At 64.9% G+C, this 15,467-nt stretch carries 15 protein-coding genes; 6 read left to right on the top strand and 9 right to left on the bottom strand.

The features are described from left to right. Positions 1–112: 112 nt before the first annotated feature. From EHH60_RS26120 to EHH60_RS26110, 3 genes are all read left to right on the top strand, one after another. Complete coding sequence (locus tag EHH60_RS26120) at positions 113–850, top strand: competence/damage-inducible protein A (protein ID WP_124162267.1); 738 nt, start codon at positions 113–115, stop codon at positions 848–850. Between the two features lie 36 nt (positions 851–886). Then, a complete protein-coding gene (gene gpt / locus EHH60_RS26115; protein WP_124162266.1) occupies positions 887–1,414 on the top strand; it encodes a xanthine phosphoribosyltransferase in 528 nt (175 codons plus the stop codon). A 104-nt stretch (positions 1,415–1,518) separates the two neighbouring features. Then, the gene (locus tag EHH60_RS26110) at positions 1,519–2,136 is read left to right on the top strand and encodes a hypothetical protein (protein ID WP_124162265.1); all 618 of its coding nucleotides are present in this window, start codon (positions 1,519–1,521) and stop codon (positions 2,134–2,136) included. Positions 2,137–2,161: 25 nt separating this feature from the next. On the opposite strand, the gene EHH60_RS26105 is transcribed toward EHH60_RS26110, so the two are convergent. Beyond that, positions 2,162–3,184: a methionine synthase gene (locus EHH60_RS26105; protein ID WP_124162264.1), complete on the bottom strand. Its 1,023-nt coding sequence runs from the start codon at positions 3,182–3,184 to the stop codon at positions 2,162–2,164. 131 nt (positions 3,185–3,315) lie between these two features. On the opposite strand from EHH60_RS26105, the gene EHH60_RS26100 reads away from it, so the two are divergent. The 3 genes from EHH60_RS26100 to EHH60_RS26090 all read left to right on the top strand — a co-directional run bounded on the left by EHH60_RS26100 (position 3,316) and on the right by EHH60_RS26090 (position 5,736). Next, the gene (locus EHH60_RS26100; protein ID WP_124162263.1) at positions 3,316–4,017 is read left to right on the top strand and encodes a glutathione S-transferase N-terminal domain-containing protein; all 702 of its coding nucleotides are present in this window, start codon (positions 3,316–3,318) and stop codon (positions 4,015–4,017) included. 136 nt (positions 4,018–4,153) lie between these two features. Beyond that, positions 4,154–4,762, top strand: coding sequence for a 2-hydroxychromene-2-carboxylate isomerase (locus tag EHH60_RS26095; RefSeq protein WP_124162262.1), 609 nt, complete (start codon positions 4,154–4,156; stop codon positions 4,760–4,762). Beyond that, on the top strand, positions 4,762–5,736 hold the full coding sequence (locus tag EHH60_RS26090) for an NADPH:quinone oxidoreductase family protein (protein ID WP_124162261.1): 975 nt from the start codon (positions 4,762–4,764) through the stop codon (positions 5,734–5,736). Before EHH60_RS26095 ends, EHH60_RS26090 begins: the two co-directional genes overlap by 1 nt. Here the strand turns inward: EHH60_RS26090 and EHH60_RS26085 are convergent. The 8 genes from EHH60_RS26085 to EHH60_RS26050 all read right to left on the bottom strand — a co-directional run bounded on the left by EHH60_RS26085 (position 5,725) and on the right by EHH60_RS26050 (position 15,307). After that, entirely contained in the window at positions 5,725–6,171 is a 447-nt protein-coding gene (locus tag EHH60_RS26085; protein ID WP_124162260.1) for a hypothetical protein, read from the bottom strand. The genes EHH60_RS26090 and EHH60_RS26085 overlap by 12 nt on opposite strands. Positions 6,172–6,306: 135 nt before the next feature. Then, positions 6,307–7,197: a crotonase/enoyl-CoA hydratase family protein gene (locus tag EHH60_RS26080; protein ID WP_124162259.1), complete on the bottom strand. Its 891-nt coding sequence runs from the start codon at positions 7,195–7,197 to the stop codon at positions 6,307–6,309. 140 nt (positions 7,198–7,337) lie between these two features. Further along, positions 7,338–8,759 (bottom strand): amidase, encoded by a 1,422-nt coding sequence (locus EHH60_RS26075; RefSeq protein ID WP_124162258.1) that lies wholly within the window; start codon positions 8,757–8,759, stop codon positions 7,338–7,340. Then, the gene (locus EHH60_RS26070) at positions 8,752–9,924 is read right to left on the bottom strand and encodes a M20 aminoacylase family protein (RefSeq protein WP_124162257.1); all 1,173 of its coding nucleotides are present in this window, start codon (positions 9,922–9,924) and stop codon (positions 8,752–8,754) included. Before EHH60_RS26070 ends, EHH60_RS26075 begins: the two co-directional genes overlap by 8 nt. A gap of 13 nt (positions 9,925–9,937) precedes the next feature. After that, the gene (locus EHH60_RS26065; RefSeq protein WP_124162256.1) at positions 9,938–11,443 is read right to left on the bottom strand and encodes a M81 family metallopeptidase; all 1,506 of its coding nucleotides are present in this window, start codon (positions 11,441–11,443) and stop codon (positions 9,938–9,940) included. 296 nt (positions 11,444–11,739) lie between these two features. After that, the gene (locus EHH60_RS26060; RefSeq protein ID WP_124162255.1) at positions 11,740–13,389 is read right to left on the bottom strand and encodes an ABC transporter ATP-binding protein; all 1,650 of its coding nucleotides are present in this window, start codon (positions 13,387–13,389) and stop codon (positions 11,740–11,742) included. A gap of 67 nt (positions 13,390–13,456) precedes the next feature. Next, complete coding sequence (locus EHH60_RS26055; protein WP_124162254.1) at positions 13,457–14,344, bottom strand: ABC transporter permease; 888 nt, start codon at positions 14,342–14,344, stop codon at positions 13,457–13,459. Between the two features lie 21 nt (positions 14,345–14,365). Beyond that, the gene (locus EHH60_RS26050; RefSeq protein WP_199752020.1) at positions 14,366–15,307 is read right to left on the bottom strand and encodes an ABC transporter permease; all 942 of its coding nucleotides are present in this window, start codon (positions 15,305–15,307) and stop codon (positions 14,366–14,368) included. Positions 15,308–15,467: the final 160 nt, after the last annotated feature.

The raw sequence follows: 15,467 nt of genomic DNA, 5'->3' as shown, positions 1-15,467 counted from the left end.
CCGGCGGCTTGCCTGAAAAAATGGCTGAGGACTGCTTATTTCAGAAGCAAAACTGCGTGACTTCAACGTGTTACCTCGGCAAAGTCGGCGTCACAGGTGAGGGACTTAAGGCATGAGCGACATCGTCACGGCGGGCATTCTGGTCATTGGGGACGAAATCCTGTCCGGCCGGACCAAGGACAAGAATATCGGCTTCATCGCCGAATACCTGACCAATATCGGCATCGACCTGAAGGAGGTCCGGATCGTCTCCGACGACGAGGCCGACATCATCGCCGCCCTGGACGCACTGCGGCATCGCTACAGCTACGTCTTCACCACGGGTGGCATCGGCCCGACGCATGACGACATCACCGCCGATGCCGTGGCCAAGGCGTTCGGCGTCGGTATCGATCACCATCCGGAGGTCGTCGCCCGCTTCCGCGAGCGCTGGAGCGAGCAGGACCTCAACGAGGCCCGCCTGCGCATGGCCCGCATCCCCGACGGTGCCGAGCTGATCCAGAGTGCCACCATTCTCGCTCCCGGCTTCAAGATCGGCAACGTCATCGTCATGGCCGGCGTGCCGTCGATCATGCAGGCGATGATGGATATCGTCTCGCCCAAGCTGAAATCGGGCGTGCGCATGCTCTCCGAATCGGTCCGCGCCAATGCGCGCGAGGGCGACATCGGCGGCCCGCTGCGGGCGATCGCCACGGCCCATCCCGACACCATCATCGGCAGCTATCCCTTCATGGACGAGGAGCAGAAGCCGAACACCAATCTGGTGGTGCGCTCGCGCGATCCGGAGAAGCTGGCCGCGGCGATGGCCGCGGTGAAGGAAATGCTGGCGGGATTGAACATCAACCGCTAGCAGTGACTTTGCCGGCGGACGAAGCAGGAGACGACGATGGCTGGTGAAGCACCGGAGCTGAGTGCGCAGGAGCGGGCAGGCAAGGCCTTTCCGGTCTCGTGGGACCAGTTCCACCGGGATTGCCGGGCGCTGACCTGGCGGCTCAACGAAGTCGGTCCGTTCCACGCGGTGATCGCGATCACCCGCGGCGGCCTGGTGCCGGCCGCGATCGTGGCGCGCGAGCTCGGCGTGCGCGTGATCGACACGGTCTGCATCGCGAGCTACGACCACAACAAGCAGGGCGAGCTCCAGGTCCTCAAGGGCATTTCCGAAGCGGCGATGAAGCTCGGCGGCGGCACCGGCAAGGGGCTCCTGATCGTCGACGACCTCGTCGACACCGGCAAGACCGGCAGGCTGGTGCGCGAGATGCTGCCCGATGCGCATTTCGCCACCGTCTACGCCAAGCCGATGGGACGCCCCCTGGTCGACACCTTCATCACGGAAGTCTCGCAGGACACCTGGATCTTCTTCCCCTGGGACACCGCGCTGTCCTACCACCCGCCGCTGCGTGACGGCGCGGCGTGATCATTCCGGTCATTGCGAGCGCAGCGAAGCAATCCAGAATCTTCCCGCGGAAGCAATCTGGTTGCTTCGTCGCTCCGCTCCTCGCAATGACCGGTCGAGGCACCATGCCCCTGCAAAACCGTGTCACCCCGACCGGCGACATCATCGCCACGCCGCATCGCGGCCTGTTCACCGGCAACCGCGGCATCATCCACGATCCCGCAACGAAGACGCTGCTGAAGAAGCGATGGTCGTCGCCGGCCTGGATCATTTGTCTGTGCGAGTTCCGCGGCTGGCGGCGGCCGGTGATGGCGCGGCGGAGCTGGACCGAGCTGTTCTTCCTCGATGAAGCCACTGCCTTTGCTGCCGGACATCGCCCATGCTTCTTCTGCCGGCGTGACGATGCCAACCGGTTTCGCGCGGCATGGGAGAGGGGAAACGGCGCAAGCAAGGTGAGCGCAAAGGCGATGGACGCAAAGCTGCACCTGGAGCGTCTCGATCGTGGCCGCAAGCGGTTGCACGCGCTGCGAGGGCCGCTCGCAGACTTACCCGACGGCGCGATGGTGCAGCAGGGCGAGCAGAGCTTTCTTGTGATGAAAGGCCAGCCGCTGCTTTGGTCGCCGGCCGGCTACGCCCGCGCCGACCACGCGCTGGAGCGTCCGATGCTGCTGACGCCCCCGTCGACGCTGCGGGCGTTCAGCGCCGGATATCGACCGGCGCTGCATCCGACCGCTCTGGACTAACAGAGTACGCCGCGGATCACCGGCGTCAGCCCAGTCTCTCGCGCGCCAGCGCGGCGCCGGCGCCGAGCGCCATCAGCTTGGCTTCGGCGATCTCCCGCCGCATCGGCGCCATGCCGCAATTGGTGGTGGCGATGATGTTGCTCTTGGGCACGAATTTCGACACCGCATCGATCACCTGGACGACGTCCTCGGCGGTCTCCACCGTGTCGCTGGCGACGTCTATCACGCCGGCCTGCACGATCTTGGTCTTGAGCAGCGCCAGCAGGTCGAGCGGCACCTTGGAATTGCGGCACTCGATCGCAACCTGCTGGATCGGGCTCGCGTCGATTGCCGGGAAGATCTGCTCGTACTGCCGCCATTGCGCACCGAGTGTTTCCTTCCAGTCGGTGTTCGCCTTGATGCCGTAGCCGTAGCAGATGTGAACGGCGGTGGCGCAAGTGAGGCCCTGCGCGGCGCGCTCCAGCGCCTTGATGCCCCAGTCGTTGACCTCGTCCATGTAGACGTTGAAGGCCGGCTCGTCGAACTGCACGAGATCGACGCCGTCGGCTTGCAACGCCTTGGCCTCCTCGTTGAGCAGCTCGGCGAAGGCAAAGGCCATCTTCACGCGGTCGCCATAGTAGCGATCGGCAATGGTGTCGATGATGGTCATTGGGCCGGGCAGGGTGAACTTCAGCTTCTTCTTCGTATGAGTACGCGCCACGCGGGCCTCGAAGTCATGGACGCGTCCCTTGAGCCGGAGCGGGGCGACCACCTGCGGCACCATCGCCTTGTAGCGGTCCTTGCGGATGCCCATCTCGACCTTGTGGGCGAAATCGATGCCCTCGATCTTCTCCAGGAAGCCGTGGACGAAATGCTGCCGGGCCTGCTCGCCCTCGGTGACGATGTCGATGCTGGCATCCTCCTGGATCTTCAGCCAGATCAAGGTCGCATCGCGCTTGGCCCGGAGCAGCTCGTCGGCCTGTGACTTCCAGGGCGCCCAGAGCATGTTGGGTTCGGCCAGCCATTCCGGCTTCGGCAAGGAGCCGGCGATCGTGGTTGGAAACAGCATGGCGGCCCTCCCGGCAGGTTGTGTTGCGCCCCTTCCTGCCATGTCCTAACGTCGAGGTACAGAACAACAAAAGTCGCTCTCTATGCGGAGGCGACGACAGGGAAGGCCAGGGAAAGGCCAATGGAAAGGTCGTGATCGATCTCTATTACGCGCCGACCCCGAATGGCTGGAAAATCTCGATCATGCTGGAGGAACTCGGGCTTCCCTACAGCGTGAAGCCCGTGAACATCCGCGCCGGCGAGCAGTTCAACCCGGAGTTTCTCGCGATCTCCCCGAACAACCGTATCCCGGCCATCGTCGATCACGATCCTGCCGACGGCGGGCCGCCGTTCTCGGCCTTCGAGACCGGCGCCATCCTGATCTATCTCGCGGAGAAGACCGGCCGGTTCTTGCCAACGGACCTGCGCGGGCGCTCGACCGCCATCCAATGGGTGATGTGGCAGATGGCCGGGCTCGGACCGATGCTCGGCCAGCATGGGCATTTTGCGCTCTACGCGGCGGAGAAGATCCCCTATGCGATCGAACGCTATCGCGACGAGGCAGCGCGGCTCTACGGCGTGCTCGATCGCCAGCTCGGCAAGACCGGGGCTTTTGTCGCCGGCGACTATTCCATCGCCGATATCGCCTGCTTCCCATGGACCATGACCCACAAGGCGCAAGGCTTTACACTCGACGACTATCCGAACGTGAAACGCTGGTATGCCGAGGTTCGTGCGAGGCCGCAGGTGCAGGCCGGGCTCGCGATCGGCAAGTTCGTGAAAGAGCCGTTCGACGAGGAATCACGCAAGATCATGTTCGGGCAAAGGGCTAAGGAAGTGTTGGGAAGGAAGTAGACTTCCGCTCCATCCCGTCATTGCGAGCGAAGCGGAGCATTCCAGAATCTTTCCACGGAGGGACTCTGGATTGCTTCGTCGCTTCGCTCCTCGCAATGACGGAGGAGAGAGCGGGACAAACAAACAAGGAAATGCCATGATCGAATTCTTCTTCGACTGTTCCAGCCCCTGGACCTATCTCGCCTTCCACAACATCCAGCCGCTGGCCAAGGAGCTGGGCGCCGAGATCACCTGGCGGCCGATCCTGGTCGGCGGCATCTTCAACACGGTCAATCCGAGCGTCTACGCCCAGCGCGAAAAGCCGGTTCCGCTGAAGGCGCGCTACATGAAAAAGGATCTTCAGGACTGGGCGCGCTCGGCCGGCCTGTCGATCAAGATGCCACCCACGGTGTTTCCGGTGAACAGCGTCAAGGCCATGCGCGGCTGCATCTGGCTCGGCAAGGACATGGTGCCGTTCGCAACGGCGGTGTTCGAGGCCTATTGGGGCGAGGACAAGGATATTTCGCAGGACGTGGTGCTTGCCGAGATTTGCAGGAAGGTTGGCATCGACGAGCAGAAATTCTTCGCCGGGATTTCGGAGCAGGGGATCAAGGACCAGCTCAAGGCGAACACTGAAGAGGTCGTCGCCCGCGGCGGCTTCGGCTCGCCGACCATCTTCGTGAACAAGACCGACATGTATTTCGGAAATGATCGCCTGCCGTTGATCCGCGAGGCGCTGCTGCGCAGCAAGGCGAGCGCGGCCTGATGGTGCGCGCTGTCGTCTGCCGCGCGCTCGGTGCGCCCGAGACGTTGCGGCTGGAGGAGTTTGCCTCGCGCGCTCTGAAGCCGGGCGAGGTGCGCGTCGCGATCCGCGCCGCCGGCCTGAATTTCCCTGACGTGCTGATGGCGGCCGGCGACTATCAGCTGAAGCCTGAACTGCCGTTCACGCCCGGGATGGAAGCTGCCGGCGATGTCACCGAGGTGGGATCGGAGGCAAGCGGCGTTGCGGTTGGCGACAAGGTCATCGTCAAGATGCGCCATGGTGCCTTCGCTGATGAAGTGGCGGTAACGCCGGCCCAACTCACGCCGATGCCATCGACGTTCGACTACGCCGAGGCCGCGACTTATCTTGCCGGTCATGGCACCGCGTATCACGCGCTGATCGATCGCGGCCGGGTCGAGCCGGGTGAGGTGCTGCTGGTGCATGGTGCCGGCGGCGGCGTCGGGCTGGCCGCGGTCGAGATCGGCAAGATGCTGGGCGCGATCGTGATTGCGACGGCTTCAAGCGACGAGAAGCTTGCGATCGCGAAATCGCGCGGCGCCGATCATCTCGTACGCTACGACCGCGAGTCCTTTCGCGATGCCGTCAAGCGCATCACCGGGGGGCGCGGCGCGGACGTCGTGTTCGACCCCGTCGGCGGCCAGGTCTTTGAAGACTCGATGCGCTGCATCGCCTGGGGCGCTCGGCTCCTCGTGATCGGCTTCACCGGCGGCATCGGCTCGGCCAGGACCAATCTGCTGCTGATCAAGGGCGCCAGCGTGCTCGGTGTGCGCGCCGGCGAAGCGGTGCGGAGAAATCCTGCGCTTGGCGAAGCGCGCCTAAAGATGCTGCTGCAATGGGCGGAGGAGGGCAAGCTGCGCCCCAACGTCTCGCATCGCCTGCCACTGGAGGACCATGCGAAGGCGATGCGGCTGTTGATCGATCGCAAGGCGATCGGGCGGGTCGCGCTACTGATGTGACGCCCGCGCGACGGCTTCGCGGCCACCGGCTCCATAGCCGAGGCAAGTTTTCACGATCTGGCCACAGGCGGCGTCACGCGCACTTCCAATGTCGGTATTCCCGGCATATTGCACCTCCGTGACCTTGCCGCAAACGAAGCGCAGCTGGACGCGACAATAGCCTGAAGGCGCCTGGCCTCCGATATTCAGACCGGGCGGAAGCGTCAGTGTGGGCGGCGCGATCCCGCCGGGCGGACTCGCAGCGTGCTCGTACATCCAGATCTCGCCCGAGCCGTCCTTGGCGGTTCCGGCCGGCAAGCCGGCGCACATGCGGATCGCCGACTGATCCAGACCGATCAGGCTGGCCCGTCCGCGCTGCGCCCACTCTGCGTCCTGCCCGGCGCAGCCGGCAAGGACGAGTGGCGCGAGAGCCGCCATTCGCAGGCAAAGTTGCATCGTATCGCTTCCCTGTACGGGGCGGACGATACCGCAATGTGATTTTGCGATGCAGCAGGATGTCGGCCCATTGTCCATGCGCGCTTGGCATGGATCAAACAGCCGAGTTGCACGTTATGGCGCGCTGGGTCGTCTTTACTTGTACTCCCGTTCCGTCCACCACGGGAAATAATCCGGCATGTCGGTCGATACCTTGTCCTTGAACTGCGCGGGACGCTTTTCCAGGAACGACACCACGCCTTCCTTGACGTCGCCGGAGCGGCCGCGGGCGTAGATGCCGCGACTGTCGACCTTGTGGGCCTCCATCGGATCGTCCGCCCCCATCATGCGCCACATCATCTGGCGGATCAGCGCGACCGAGACCGGCGCGGTCTTCGCGGCAAATTCCTTGGCGAGCGCGCGGGCGGTTGGCAGGAGATCATCCGGCGCGACGACCTTGCTGACGAGACGCCCGGCGAGTGCCTCCTGCGCCGGGAAGACCCGGCCCGAATAGCACCATTCCAACGCCTGCGAGATGCCGACGATGCGCGGCAGGAACCAACTCGAGGCGGCCTCCGGCACGATGCCGCGCTGGGAGAACACGAAGCCGAACCGCGCGGCCTCCGAGGCAATGCGGATATCCATCGCGAGCTGCATGGTGACGCCGATGCCGACGGCAGGCCCGTTCACCGCGGCGATGACCGGCTTGAGGCACTTGAAGATGCGCAAGGTGACCTGGCCGCCGCCGTCGCGAACCTGCGGATCGCTGTAATCGACCTTGCCGTCGGCCAAACGCCTTACAGGCCCCCGCCGCGCGTCGCGGTCGAACGTGTCGGCACCGGACGAAAGATCCGCGCCCGCGCAAAAACCGCGGCCGGCGCCGGTGACGATAATGGCGCGGACGTTGTCGTCCTTGTCGGCCGCGTCGAACGCGTCGATCAGCTCTGCTTGCATCTGCGCGTTGAAGGCGTTGAGCTTGTCGGGCCGATTCAGCGTGATCGTGAGGATCTGCTCGGCGACCTCGTATTTGATCGTCTCATACGCCATGGTTGTTTCCTTCCTTGTCATTCTTGAATCAATTCTGTCATTGCCGGGCTTGACCCGGCAATCCATCTTTTTTGAAGAGGATGGATGCGCGGATCGAGCCCGCGCATGACGAGTTGTGTTGAGACGCTAGATGCGCGTCGCTACTTCGTCGGCGGCTTGGGCCAGGGCCGCTGCGGGCCACGCAGGCCCTCGAACGCCTTGGCCATGCCGAGCACGCCGATGTCGTCGAAGCGTCGGCCGACGATCTGCACGCCGATCGGAAAGCCCTTGGCATCGAAGCCGCCATTGACGGAGATCGCGGGGTTCTCCGACATATTCCACGGCACGGTATAGGCGATGTGCTCGAACGGCTTCATGGGATCGTTCGTCGGCGAGGCCCATTCCGCCGGATAGTTCACGTTCGGCGCAGTCGGCGAGATCACGTAGTCGAGCTCGCAGAACAGCTTTGACGCCGCTGCGCGGATCGCCATGGTCTGGTTGAAGCCGCGGATCACGTCGACGCCCGACAGCTTGGCGCCGGACTCGCCCCACTCGAAGATATAGGGCAGCACCTTTGCCTGCTCGGCCGGCGTCAGTTTCGACAGATCGTCCCACATCCGCGCGCGCCAGAAATTGTCGAGGCCGTCGAGCATCTCGCGGGTGAGGATGCCCTCGACCTCGGTCACGACGGCGCCTGCGGATTCGAACGCCTTCGCCGCCTTCACCGCGACCTCGCGCACCGGTTTCTCCAGCGGCAGTCCGCAGCCGGGATCGAGCATCAGGCCGATGCGCAGTTTTCGCGGCGACTTCTCCAGCCCCTTCCAGTTGAGAGGTTCGGCCGGCAGGCTCATGCCGTCGCGCCGGTCGGGCTTTGCGATCGCGCTCATCATCAGCGCGCAATCATCGACCGTGCGGGTCATGGGACCGGCGACGCGGCCGACATAGGTGGGATCGATCGGCACGCGGCCGAAGCTCGGTTTCAGGCCGACGAGGCCGCACCAGCCGGCGGGCAGGCGCACCGAGCCGCCGATATCGGTGCCGAGATGCAAGGGACCGTAGCCGGCCGCCGCGGCAGCGCCGGCGCCTGCGCTGGAGCCGCCGGGATTCCTGGAGAGGTCCCAGGGATTGCGCGCCAGCGCATGGAAGCTGGAGAGACCGGAGGACAGCATGCCGTAATCGGGCATGGTGGTCTTGGCGAAGATGATCGCGCCGGCCTCGCGCAGCCGCGCAGCCGGCGGGGCATCCTTCTCGGCCGGCACGAGCTTGACACTGGCCGCGCCCAGCGGCACCGGCACGCCCTTGGTTGCGATGTTGTCCTTCACCGTGACAGGGACGCCGTCCAGCGCGCCGGACGGCTCGCCGCCAGTCCAGCGCGCGGTCGAGGCCTTTGCAGCCTCGCGCGCGCCATCGGGATCGAACGCATAGAGTGCCTTGAGGTGCGGCTCCCACGCAGCGACGTGCGCGAGCAAATCCTCCAGCACCTCGCTCGGCGAGAACTGCTTTGCACGATAGCCCGCGATCAGATCGACCGCGGACAGATCGTGCAGCGAGGTGACCGCCTCTTCGACGCTCTTTTTATGCATTGCCACCCACCGGCATGCGCGTCTCGATGATGCGGGCGAACATGCTGGCGCCGATCGGCAGGATCTTGTCGTCGAGCACGAAGCCGGGATTGTGCACGGGCACCGAGCCGTCATGGCCAACCCAGAAATACGCGCCGGGGACGGTCTGCAGCATGTCGGCAAAATCCTCGCTGCCCATCTTCGGTTGAGTACGGGTGATCACGTTGGCGGGATCGACGATGGTGCGCGCGACCTCCTCGACCACCTTGGACTGCTCGGCCTGGTTGACCAGCACGTCGAAGGTGTCGCGGATGTCGACGTCGATCACGCAGCTATAGGCGCTCGCGATTCCGGCGCAGATGGTCCGGATGCGCTCGGCGATCAGGGTGCGGACTTCTTTCGAGAAGGTGCGGATGGTGCCGCAAAGATGCGCGTCGCCGGGAATGACGTTGTAGGCGGAACCGGCGTGAATCTGGGTGATCGAGATCACGGCGGCCTGCAGCGGCTCGACGTTGCGGCTGACGATGGTCTGAATCGCCTGCGCCAGCGTGGTCGCGATGATCACCGCGTCCTTGGAGCGTTCGGGCATCGCGCCATGCGCGCCGTAGCCGGTGATGCGGAGGTCGAAGAAGTCGGCGCTGGCCATCGCGGGGCCGGGCAGGATCGCGATCTCACCGTGGTTGAGGTCGGGCGCGTTGTGCAGGCCGTAGAGCTCGTCGCAGGGAAACTTCTCGAACAGGCCGTCCTTGATCATGGCGCGGGCGCCGCCGAGGCCTTCCTCGGCCGGCTGGAAGATCAGGTGCACGGTGCCGTCGAAGTTCCTGGTCTCGGCGAGATAGCGCGCGGTCCCGAGCAGCATGGTGGTGTGGCCGTCATGGCCGCAGCCGTGGAAGCGGCCGGGGATCTTCGAACTCCACTTCAGATTGGTGTTCTCCTCCATCGGCAGCGCGTCCATGTCGGCGCGCAGGCCGATGCGCTTGCCGCTCGAACCCTTGCCCTTGATGACGCCGATCACGCCGGTGCCGCCGAGGCCGCGATGCACCTCGATGCCCCAGCTCTTCAGCTTGTCGGCGACGATGCCGGAGGTGCGCACTTCCTCGAAGCCGATCTCGGGGTGAGCGTGGAGGTCGCGCCTGATAGCGGTGAGTTCGTCGGCGTAGCCGTCGATGCGGTCGATCGTGGGCATGTGTCCTGTCCAGTTAGCGTGAAGAAGGATCGAAAACAGGGCCGTTCGGTTTGATGCGGATGCCCGGCCGCAGCCGCGTCCAGGGCAGGGAAGCGGTGTCGGCCGGCATTGCGCCGGGGGCGGCGCAGATCATCAGCTTCTCGGCGATCGGCTCGAAATCGGCGCGGAAATGCACCGAGCTCTTGTTGACCAGGATCTTCTGCGCGGTCGGCTCGATGCCGACATAGCGGTACATCGCCTGGTCGGCGAGCTGCGCCTTGTGCGAAGAAACGACCACGCGGACGTCGCCGATGCGCAGGCAGGCGGACGGTCCCATCTCCATCTCGCGGCCGCCGTAATAGGGGCCGGGCGCGATGAAGCGGCCGTCGGAGAGCTTTTCGACCACGAAGGTCTCGCGATAGGGCTCATCGCCGGGAATGCCGGACTTGCCGCCGAGCGAGAGCGTCACGCTGGCGCCGACGCCGGCCGCATGCGCGGCCCTGGCCGATTCCGGATCGTAGATCGCGCCGGTCGCCGCGCTCGCCTTGTTGCGCACCAGCGCGCGCAGCATGCCTGTCGTGTCGGAATCGCCGCCGGCGCCGGGATTGTCCTGGGTGTCGGCGATAATGATCGGCTTGCTCGCATTCTGCGAAAGTTCCATGGCATGGCGCACGCCATCGTCAGGCGACCAGATCTTGCCGTCGAAATCGTCCTCGTGGCTTTCGATCAGCTTCACGATCGCATCGGCTGCGCGGTCGGCATCCGCTTGCGTCTTGCCATAGGCGAATACGCTCGGCCCGCAATCGCGGAAATCCGCGGCCGGGAAGCCGGGCGCGAAAGAGAGTGTCGGGACCGCATCGCCCTCCAGCGCGGCAAGCTTTTCGTAGATGCCTTTGGTCGGCTCATCGTTGGTGCATTGCCAGCTGATCGGGATCAGGAACGGCAATTGCCGGAACGCCTTTGCGAAGCGCTGCTTCGTCTGCAGCAGCAGCGCCAGATGCCTTGCGCAGGCGCGGCCGGTCTCGGCCATGTCGACATGCGGATAGGTGCGGTAGGCGATCAACGCGTCCGCATGCGCGATCATCTCGGGCGTGACGTTGGCATGGAGATCGAGGCTGGTGACGAGCGGAACATCCTTGCCGATGACGCGGCGCACGCGCGCCAGGATCTCGCCCTCGCCATCATCGAGATGCTCCGTCACCATGGCGCCGTGCAGGTCGAGATAGACTGCATCGATCGGCCCGGCGGCGGCGATGCCGTCGACCATCACCTTCACGATGCGTTCGAAGGCGTCCTTGGTGACGTGTGCGGAGGGGCTCGCCCCGCAGGCAATCGTCGGAACGAGTTCCCAGCCGCTGGCCGCAGCACTGTCGACGAAGCCGGCGAGGCCGACATTGATGCGCCGCATCACCTTCAGCACGTCGGCGCCTTCCGTCATCGCCGGCCAGCCGCCGCCATGCTGGAAGTCCGCAAATGTCGCCTTGGTCGGAGCGAACGTGTTGGTCTCGTGCAGGAAGCCGCCGATGGCGATGCGTGTCATCAATTCAAGTCCAGATTTGAAAGTGCGCGACGTTAGCCTTGGCTCTGAGGAGAGAGCAAGGTGAGAGGCCATCGCGCCGTGCATGGCCTCAAGCTGTTTTGGGAATGCTGCGGATGCGGTGAGTGTCGTGAGTAGCGGTGCATCCAAGCTCTCCATGTCGTCCCTGCGAACGCAGGGACCCATAACCCCAGGAAAGAGTTTGGCGAATGCTGGTCGTTCGGGATTAACGCCGCACGCGAAGGATAGACTCCGCGGTATGGGTCCCTGCGTTCGCAGGGACGATACCGTGAGTGTTGCTACACGGTGGCCCCCACGCCTTCGGCCACCGGCCGGAAGTTCGCGAAGTCCCAGTTGCGGCCGGGAGCGGCGTCCAGCAGCGCCTTGGTGTAGGCCTCTTTCGGATGCGTCAGCACTTCGGCGGCGGGACCCTGTTCGACGACGCGGCCATGCTGCATCACCACGACCTCGTCGCAGATTTGCGCGGCGACGCGCAAATCGTGGGTGATGAACAGGATGGCGATGCCGAGCCGCTTCTGGATCTCGTCGAGCAGTTCCAGCACCTGTGCCTGCACGGAGACGTCGAGCGCGGAGACCGCTTCGTCGGCGACCAGCACGTCCGGATCGAGCGCGAGTGCACGGGCAATGGCGATGCGCTGGCGCTGGCCGCCGGAGAACTGGTGCGGATAGCGCGACACCGCATCTGCCGGCAGGCCGACGAGCTCGAGCAGCTCGCGCGCCCGCTTCATCGCATCGGCCTGGGAGACGCCGTAGTTGATCGGGCCTTCCGCGATGCTGTCGCCGACGGTCACGCGCGGGTTCAGCGAGCGGTAGGGATCCTGGAACACGATCTGGATCTTCTGCCGGTGCGGCTGGAGCAGGCGGCGCGAGATGTCGGCGATCTCGCGGCCCGCGAGGCGCACGCCTCCGGAGGTCGGATCGATCAGGCGGACGATGCAGCGCGCCACCGTCGACTTGCCCGAGCCGCTTTCGCCGACGATGCCGAGGGTGCGGCCCTTGCGCAGCGTCAGCGTGACCTTGTCGGCGGCGACAACCTCGCGGCCTTTGCCGAAGAAGGCGCGCTCCTTGTAGACCTTGCTGAGCTCGTTGGCCTCCAGCACGACCGGCTCGCGGCTCTCTTCGCGGGGCTGCCGCGGCACCAGGCTCGGCACCGAGGCGAGCAGGTTGCGGGTGTATTCCATGGTCGGATTGCGCAGCACGGTCTCGAGCGGGCCGGTCTCGACGAGGCGGCCCTGCCGCATCACCGCGACGCGGTCGGCGATCTCGGCGACCACGCCCATGTCATGAGTGATGAACAGCACGGCAGTGCCGTGATCGCGCTGAAGGTCGCGGATCAGGGTCAGAATCTGCTTCTGCGTGGTGACGTCGAGCGCGGTGGTCGGCTCGTCGGCAATGAGAAGCTTCGGCTCCAGCACCAGCGCCATCGCGATCATGATGCGCTGACGCTGGCCGCCGGAGAGGCGGTGCGGATAGGAGGCGAAGATGCGCTCGACCTGGGGCAGGCGCACCTGCTCCATCATGTCGAGGATACGTTTCTTCCGCGCTTTCGCGTCGAGATCGGTATGCGCGCGCAGCACTTCGTCGATCTGGCGGCCGACCGGCACCACCGGATTGAGCGCGGTCATCGGCTCCTGGAAGATCATGGCCATCTTGGTCGCGCGAAGCTGGCGCAGGCGGCGGTCGGTCGCGGTGAGCAGCTCCTCGCCGACCAGCTTGATGCTGCCGCCGGTGGGCACCAGCGTGCCCTTCGGCAGCAGGCCCATGGTGGTGAGCGACGTCACCGACTTGCCCGAGCCGCTTTCGCCGACGAGGCACAGCGTCTCGCGTTCGCGCACCTGGATCGAGATGCCGTCGATGATGTTTACGCCCTTCGGCTTCTTGCCGATGGAAACGACGAGGTTGTTGATGTCGAGGATGGTGTTGGTCATGCAATGTCTCCAACGTCGTTCCGGGTTCGGTGCTCCGCAGCGCCCCGGAACGACGGAGTAAAGGATTTCACTTCCCCTCCCGCTGCTTCATGCGCGGATCGAGTGCGTCGCGGGCGGCGTCGCCGATCAGGTTGATGCTGAGGATGGCGATCGAGAGCAAAAGGCCCGGCCAGAAGATCAGCGACGGCTTGATCTGGAAGTACTGGCGGCCCTCGGCCATGATGTTGCCCCAGGTCGGCGTCTCCGGCGAGATGCCGGCGCCGAGGAAGGAGAGGATGGCCTCGGTGAGAATGGCGCTCGCGCAGACATAGGTGCCCTGGACGATCAGCGGTGCGACCGTGTTCGGCATCAGGTGGCGCCACATGATCTTCGGCAGGCTGGAGCCGACCGAGATGGCGGCCTCCACGTAAGGCTCCTCGCGCGCCGACAGCACGACCGAACGTACCAGGCGCGCCACCCGCGGAATCTCAGGGATCGTGATCGCGATCAACACGGTCCAGAGGCTGGCACCGGACAGCGAGACCACGGCGATCGCGAGCAGGATGCTCGGCATCGCCATCAGGCCGTCCATGACGCGCATCAGGACGGAATCGACCAGCTTGAAGAACCCTGAGACGAGGCCGATCGCGAGTCCGATGGCGATCGACAGGATCGCCGAGCCGATGCCGATCAGAAGCGAGATTCGGCCGCCATAGATCACGCGCGACAACAGGTCACGGCCGTAGGCGTCGGTGCCAAGCAGGAATTGTGCAGAGGAGGGCTTGAGCCGCTGCGACGGCGCGAGCTGGATCGGATCGTGGGGCGCGATCAGCGGCGCCAGGATCGAGATCACCACGACCAGCGTGAGAAGGACCGTCGCGGTCGCAATGATGGGCGTCGAGGTGAGGAATCCGAATCGCGGCCGCAGCGGCGACGTGATCGGAATGGACGACTGGGGAAGGGTATCGACTGACATGTTTGTCCTTGTATCCTTGCCTCAGTACCGGATCCGGGGATCGAGCAGGGTGTAGGCGACGTCGATGAGAAGATTGACGACGACATAGATCAGCGACGTCAGGAGGATCATCGCCTGGATCACCGGATAGTCGCGCGCCAGCACCGCATCCACGGTAAGGCGGCCGATGCCGGGGATGTTGAACACGCTCTCGGTGACGACGACGCCGGAGATCAACAGCGCAAAGCCGGTGCCGATCACGGTGATCACGGGCACCGCGGCGTTGCGCAGCGCATGGCGCATCATCACCGCGACCTCGTTGATGCCTTTGGCGCGCGCGGTACGGACATAGTCCTCGCCGAGCACGTCGAGCATCGCCGCGCGCGTCATGCGCGCGATCAGGGCGATGTAGATGAAGGACAGTGCGCAGGTCGGCAGGATGATGCGCTCGAAGAACGGCCCGAAGCCGTTCGAGATGCTGCGGAAGCCCTGCACCGGCACCCAGCGCAGGTCGATGGCGAAAATCTGGATCAGGACATAGCCGACCACGAACACCGGGACCGAGAAGCCGAGCACGGACAGACCCATCACGAAGCGATCGATCCAGGTGCCGTGCTTCCAGGCCGCGATCACCCCCAAGGGAACGGCGACGATCACGGCGAGGATGATGGTCGACAGCGCGATCGAGATCGACGGCTCGACGCGCTGGCCGATCATCTTCATCACCGGCAGGTTCGAGATCAGCGATGTCCCGAGGTCGCCGTGCAGAAGCTTGTTCACCCAGGTGATGAACTGCACGATCAGGGGCTCGTTCAGGCCGAGCGAGGTGCGGATGCGCTCGAGCCGTTCCGGAGTTGCGTTGTCGCCGGCGAGAATCGCGGCGGGATCGCCGGGCGTCAGCCGCAGAAGCAGGAACACGAACAGCGCGACGACGCCCATCACGGGCACCGCGGCCAGAACGCGGCGAATTAGATAACCCAGCATGCACTTATCTCCGGCTACCGAACGTGTGGAACATCGAGGCTCCCGTGAACTCTGTCGTGTCTATCATGCCTAACACTTGGGCTGGAAAGGCCGCTGGAGACGCCGTCCCTTAGGGCAAATTGTGTGCCAAGGGCTGCGCCGTCGCAAGAGGCCGGCATGT

Origin of the sequence: Bradyrhizobium sp. RP6, from assembly GCF_003837805.1 — a bacterium.
Lineage (GTDB): Bacteria > Pseudomonadota > Alphaproteobacteria > Rhizobiales > Xanthobacteraceae > Bradyrhizobium.
The sequence above is the reverse complement of the archived record's forward strand: the minus strand, read 5'-3'. Positions and strand labels throughout refer to the sequence as shown.

Bases quoted from the DNA above. Each gene is read 5' to 3' on its own strand.
- EHH60_RS26120 (WP_124162267.1), top strand. From the start codon at position 113: ATGAGCGACATCGTCACGGCGGGCATTCTGGTCATTGGGGACGAAATC.
- gpt (WP_124162266.1), top strand. From the start codon at position 887: ATGGCTGGTGAAGCACCGGAGCTGAGTGCGCAGGAGCGGGCAGGCAAG.
- EHH60_RS26110 (WP_124162265.1), top strand. From the start codon at position 1,519: ATGCCCCTGCAAAACCGTGTCACCCCGACCGGCGACATCATCGCCACG.
- EHH60_RS26105 (WP_124162264.1), bottom strand. From the start codon at position 3,184: ATGCTGTTTCCAACCACGATCGCCGGCTCCTTGCCGAAGCCGGAATGG.
- EHH60_RS26095 (WP_124162262.1), top strand. From the start codon at position 4,154: ATGATCGAATTCTTCTTCGACTGTTCCAGCCCCTGGACCTATCTCGCC.
- EHH60_RS26090 (WP_124162261.1), top strand. From the start codon at position 4,762: ATGGTGCGCGCTGTCGTCTGCCGCGCGCTCGGTGCGCCCGAGACGTTG.
- EHH60_RS26085 (WP_124162260.1), bottom strand. From the start codon at position 6,171: ATGCAACTTTGCCTGCGAATGGCGGCTCTCGCGCCACTCGTCCTTGCC.
- EHH60_RS26080 (WP_124162259.1), bottom strand. From the start codon at position 7,197: ATGGCGTATGAGACGATCAAATACGAGGTCGCCGAGCAGATCCTCACG.
- EHH60_RS26075 (WP_124162258.1), bottom strand. From the start codon at position 8,759: ATGCATAAAAAGAGCGTCGAAGAGGCGGTCACCTCGCTGCACGATCTG.
- EHH60_RS26070 (WP_124162257.1), bottom strand. From the start codon at position 9,924: ATGCCCACGATCGACCGCATCGACGGCTACGCCGACGAACTCACCGCT.
- EHH60_RS26065 (WP_124162256.1), bottom strand. From the start codon at position 11,443: ATGACACGCATCGCCATCGGCGGCTTCCTGCACGAGACCAACACGTTC.
- EHH60_RS26060 (WP_124162255.1), bottom strand. From the start codon at position 13,389: ATGACCAACACCATCCTCGACATCAACAACCTCGTCGTTTCCATCGGC.
- EHH60_RS26055 (WP_124162254.1), bottom strand. From the start codon at position 14,344: ATGTCAGTCGATACCCTTCCCCAGTCGTCCATTCCGATCACGTCGCCG.
- EHH60_RS26050 (WP_199752020.1), bottom strand. From the start codon at position 15,307: ATGCTGGGTTATCTAATTCGCCGCGTTCTGGCCGCGGTGCCCGTGATG.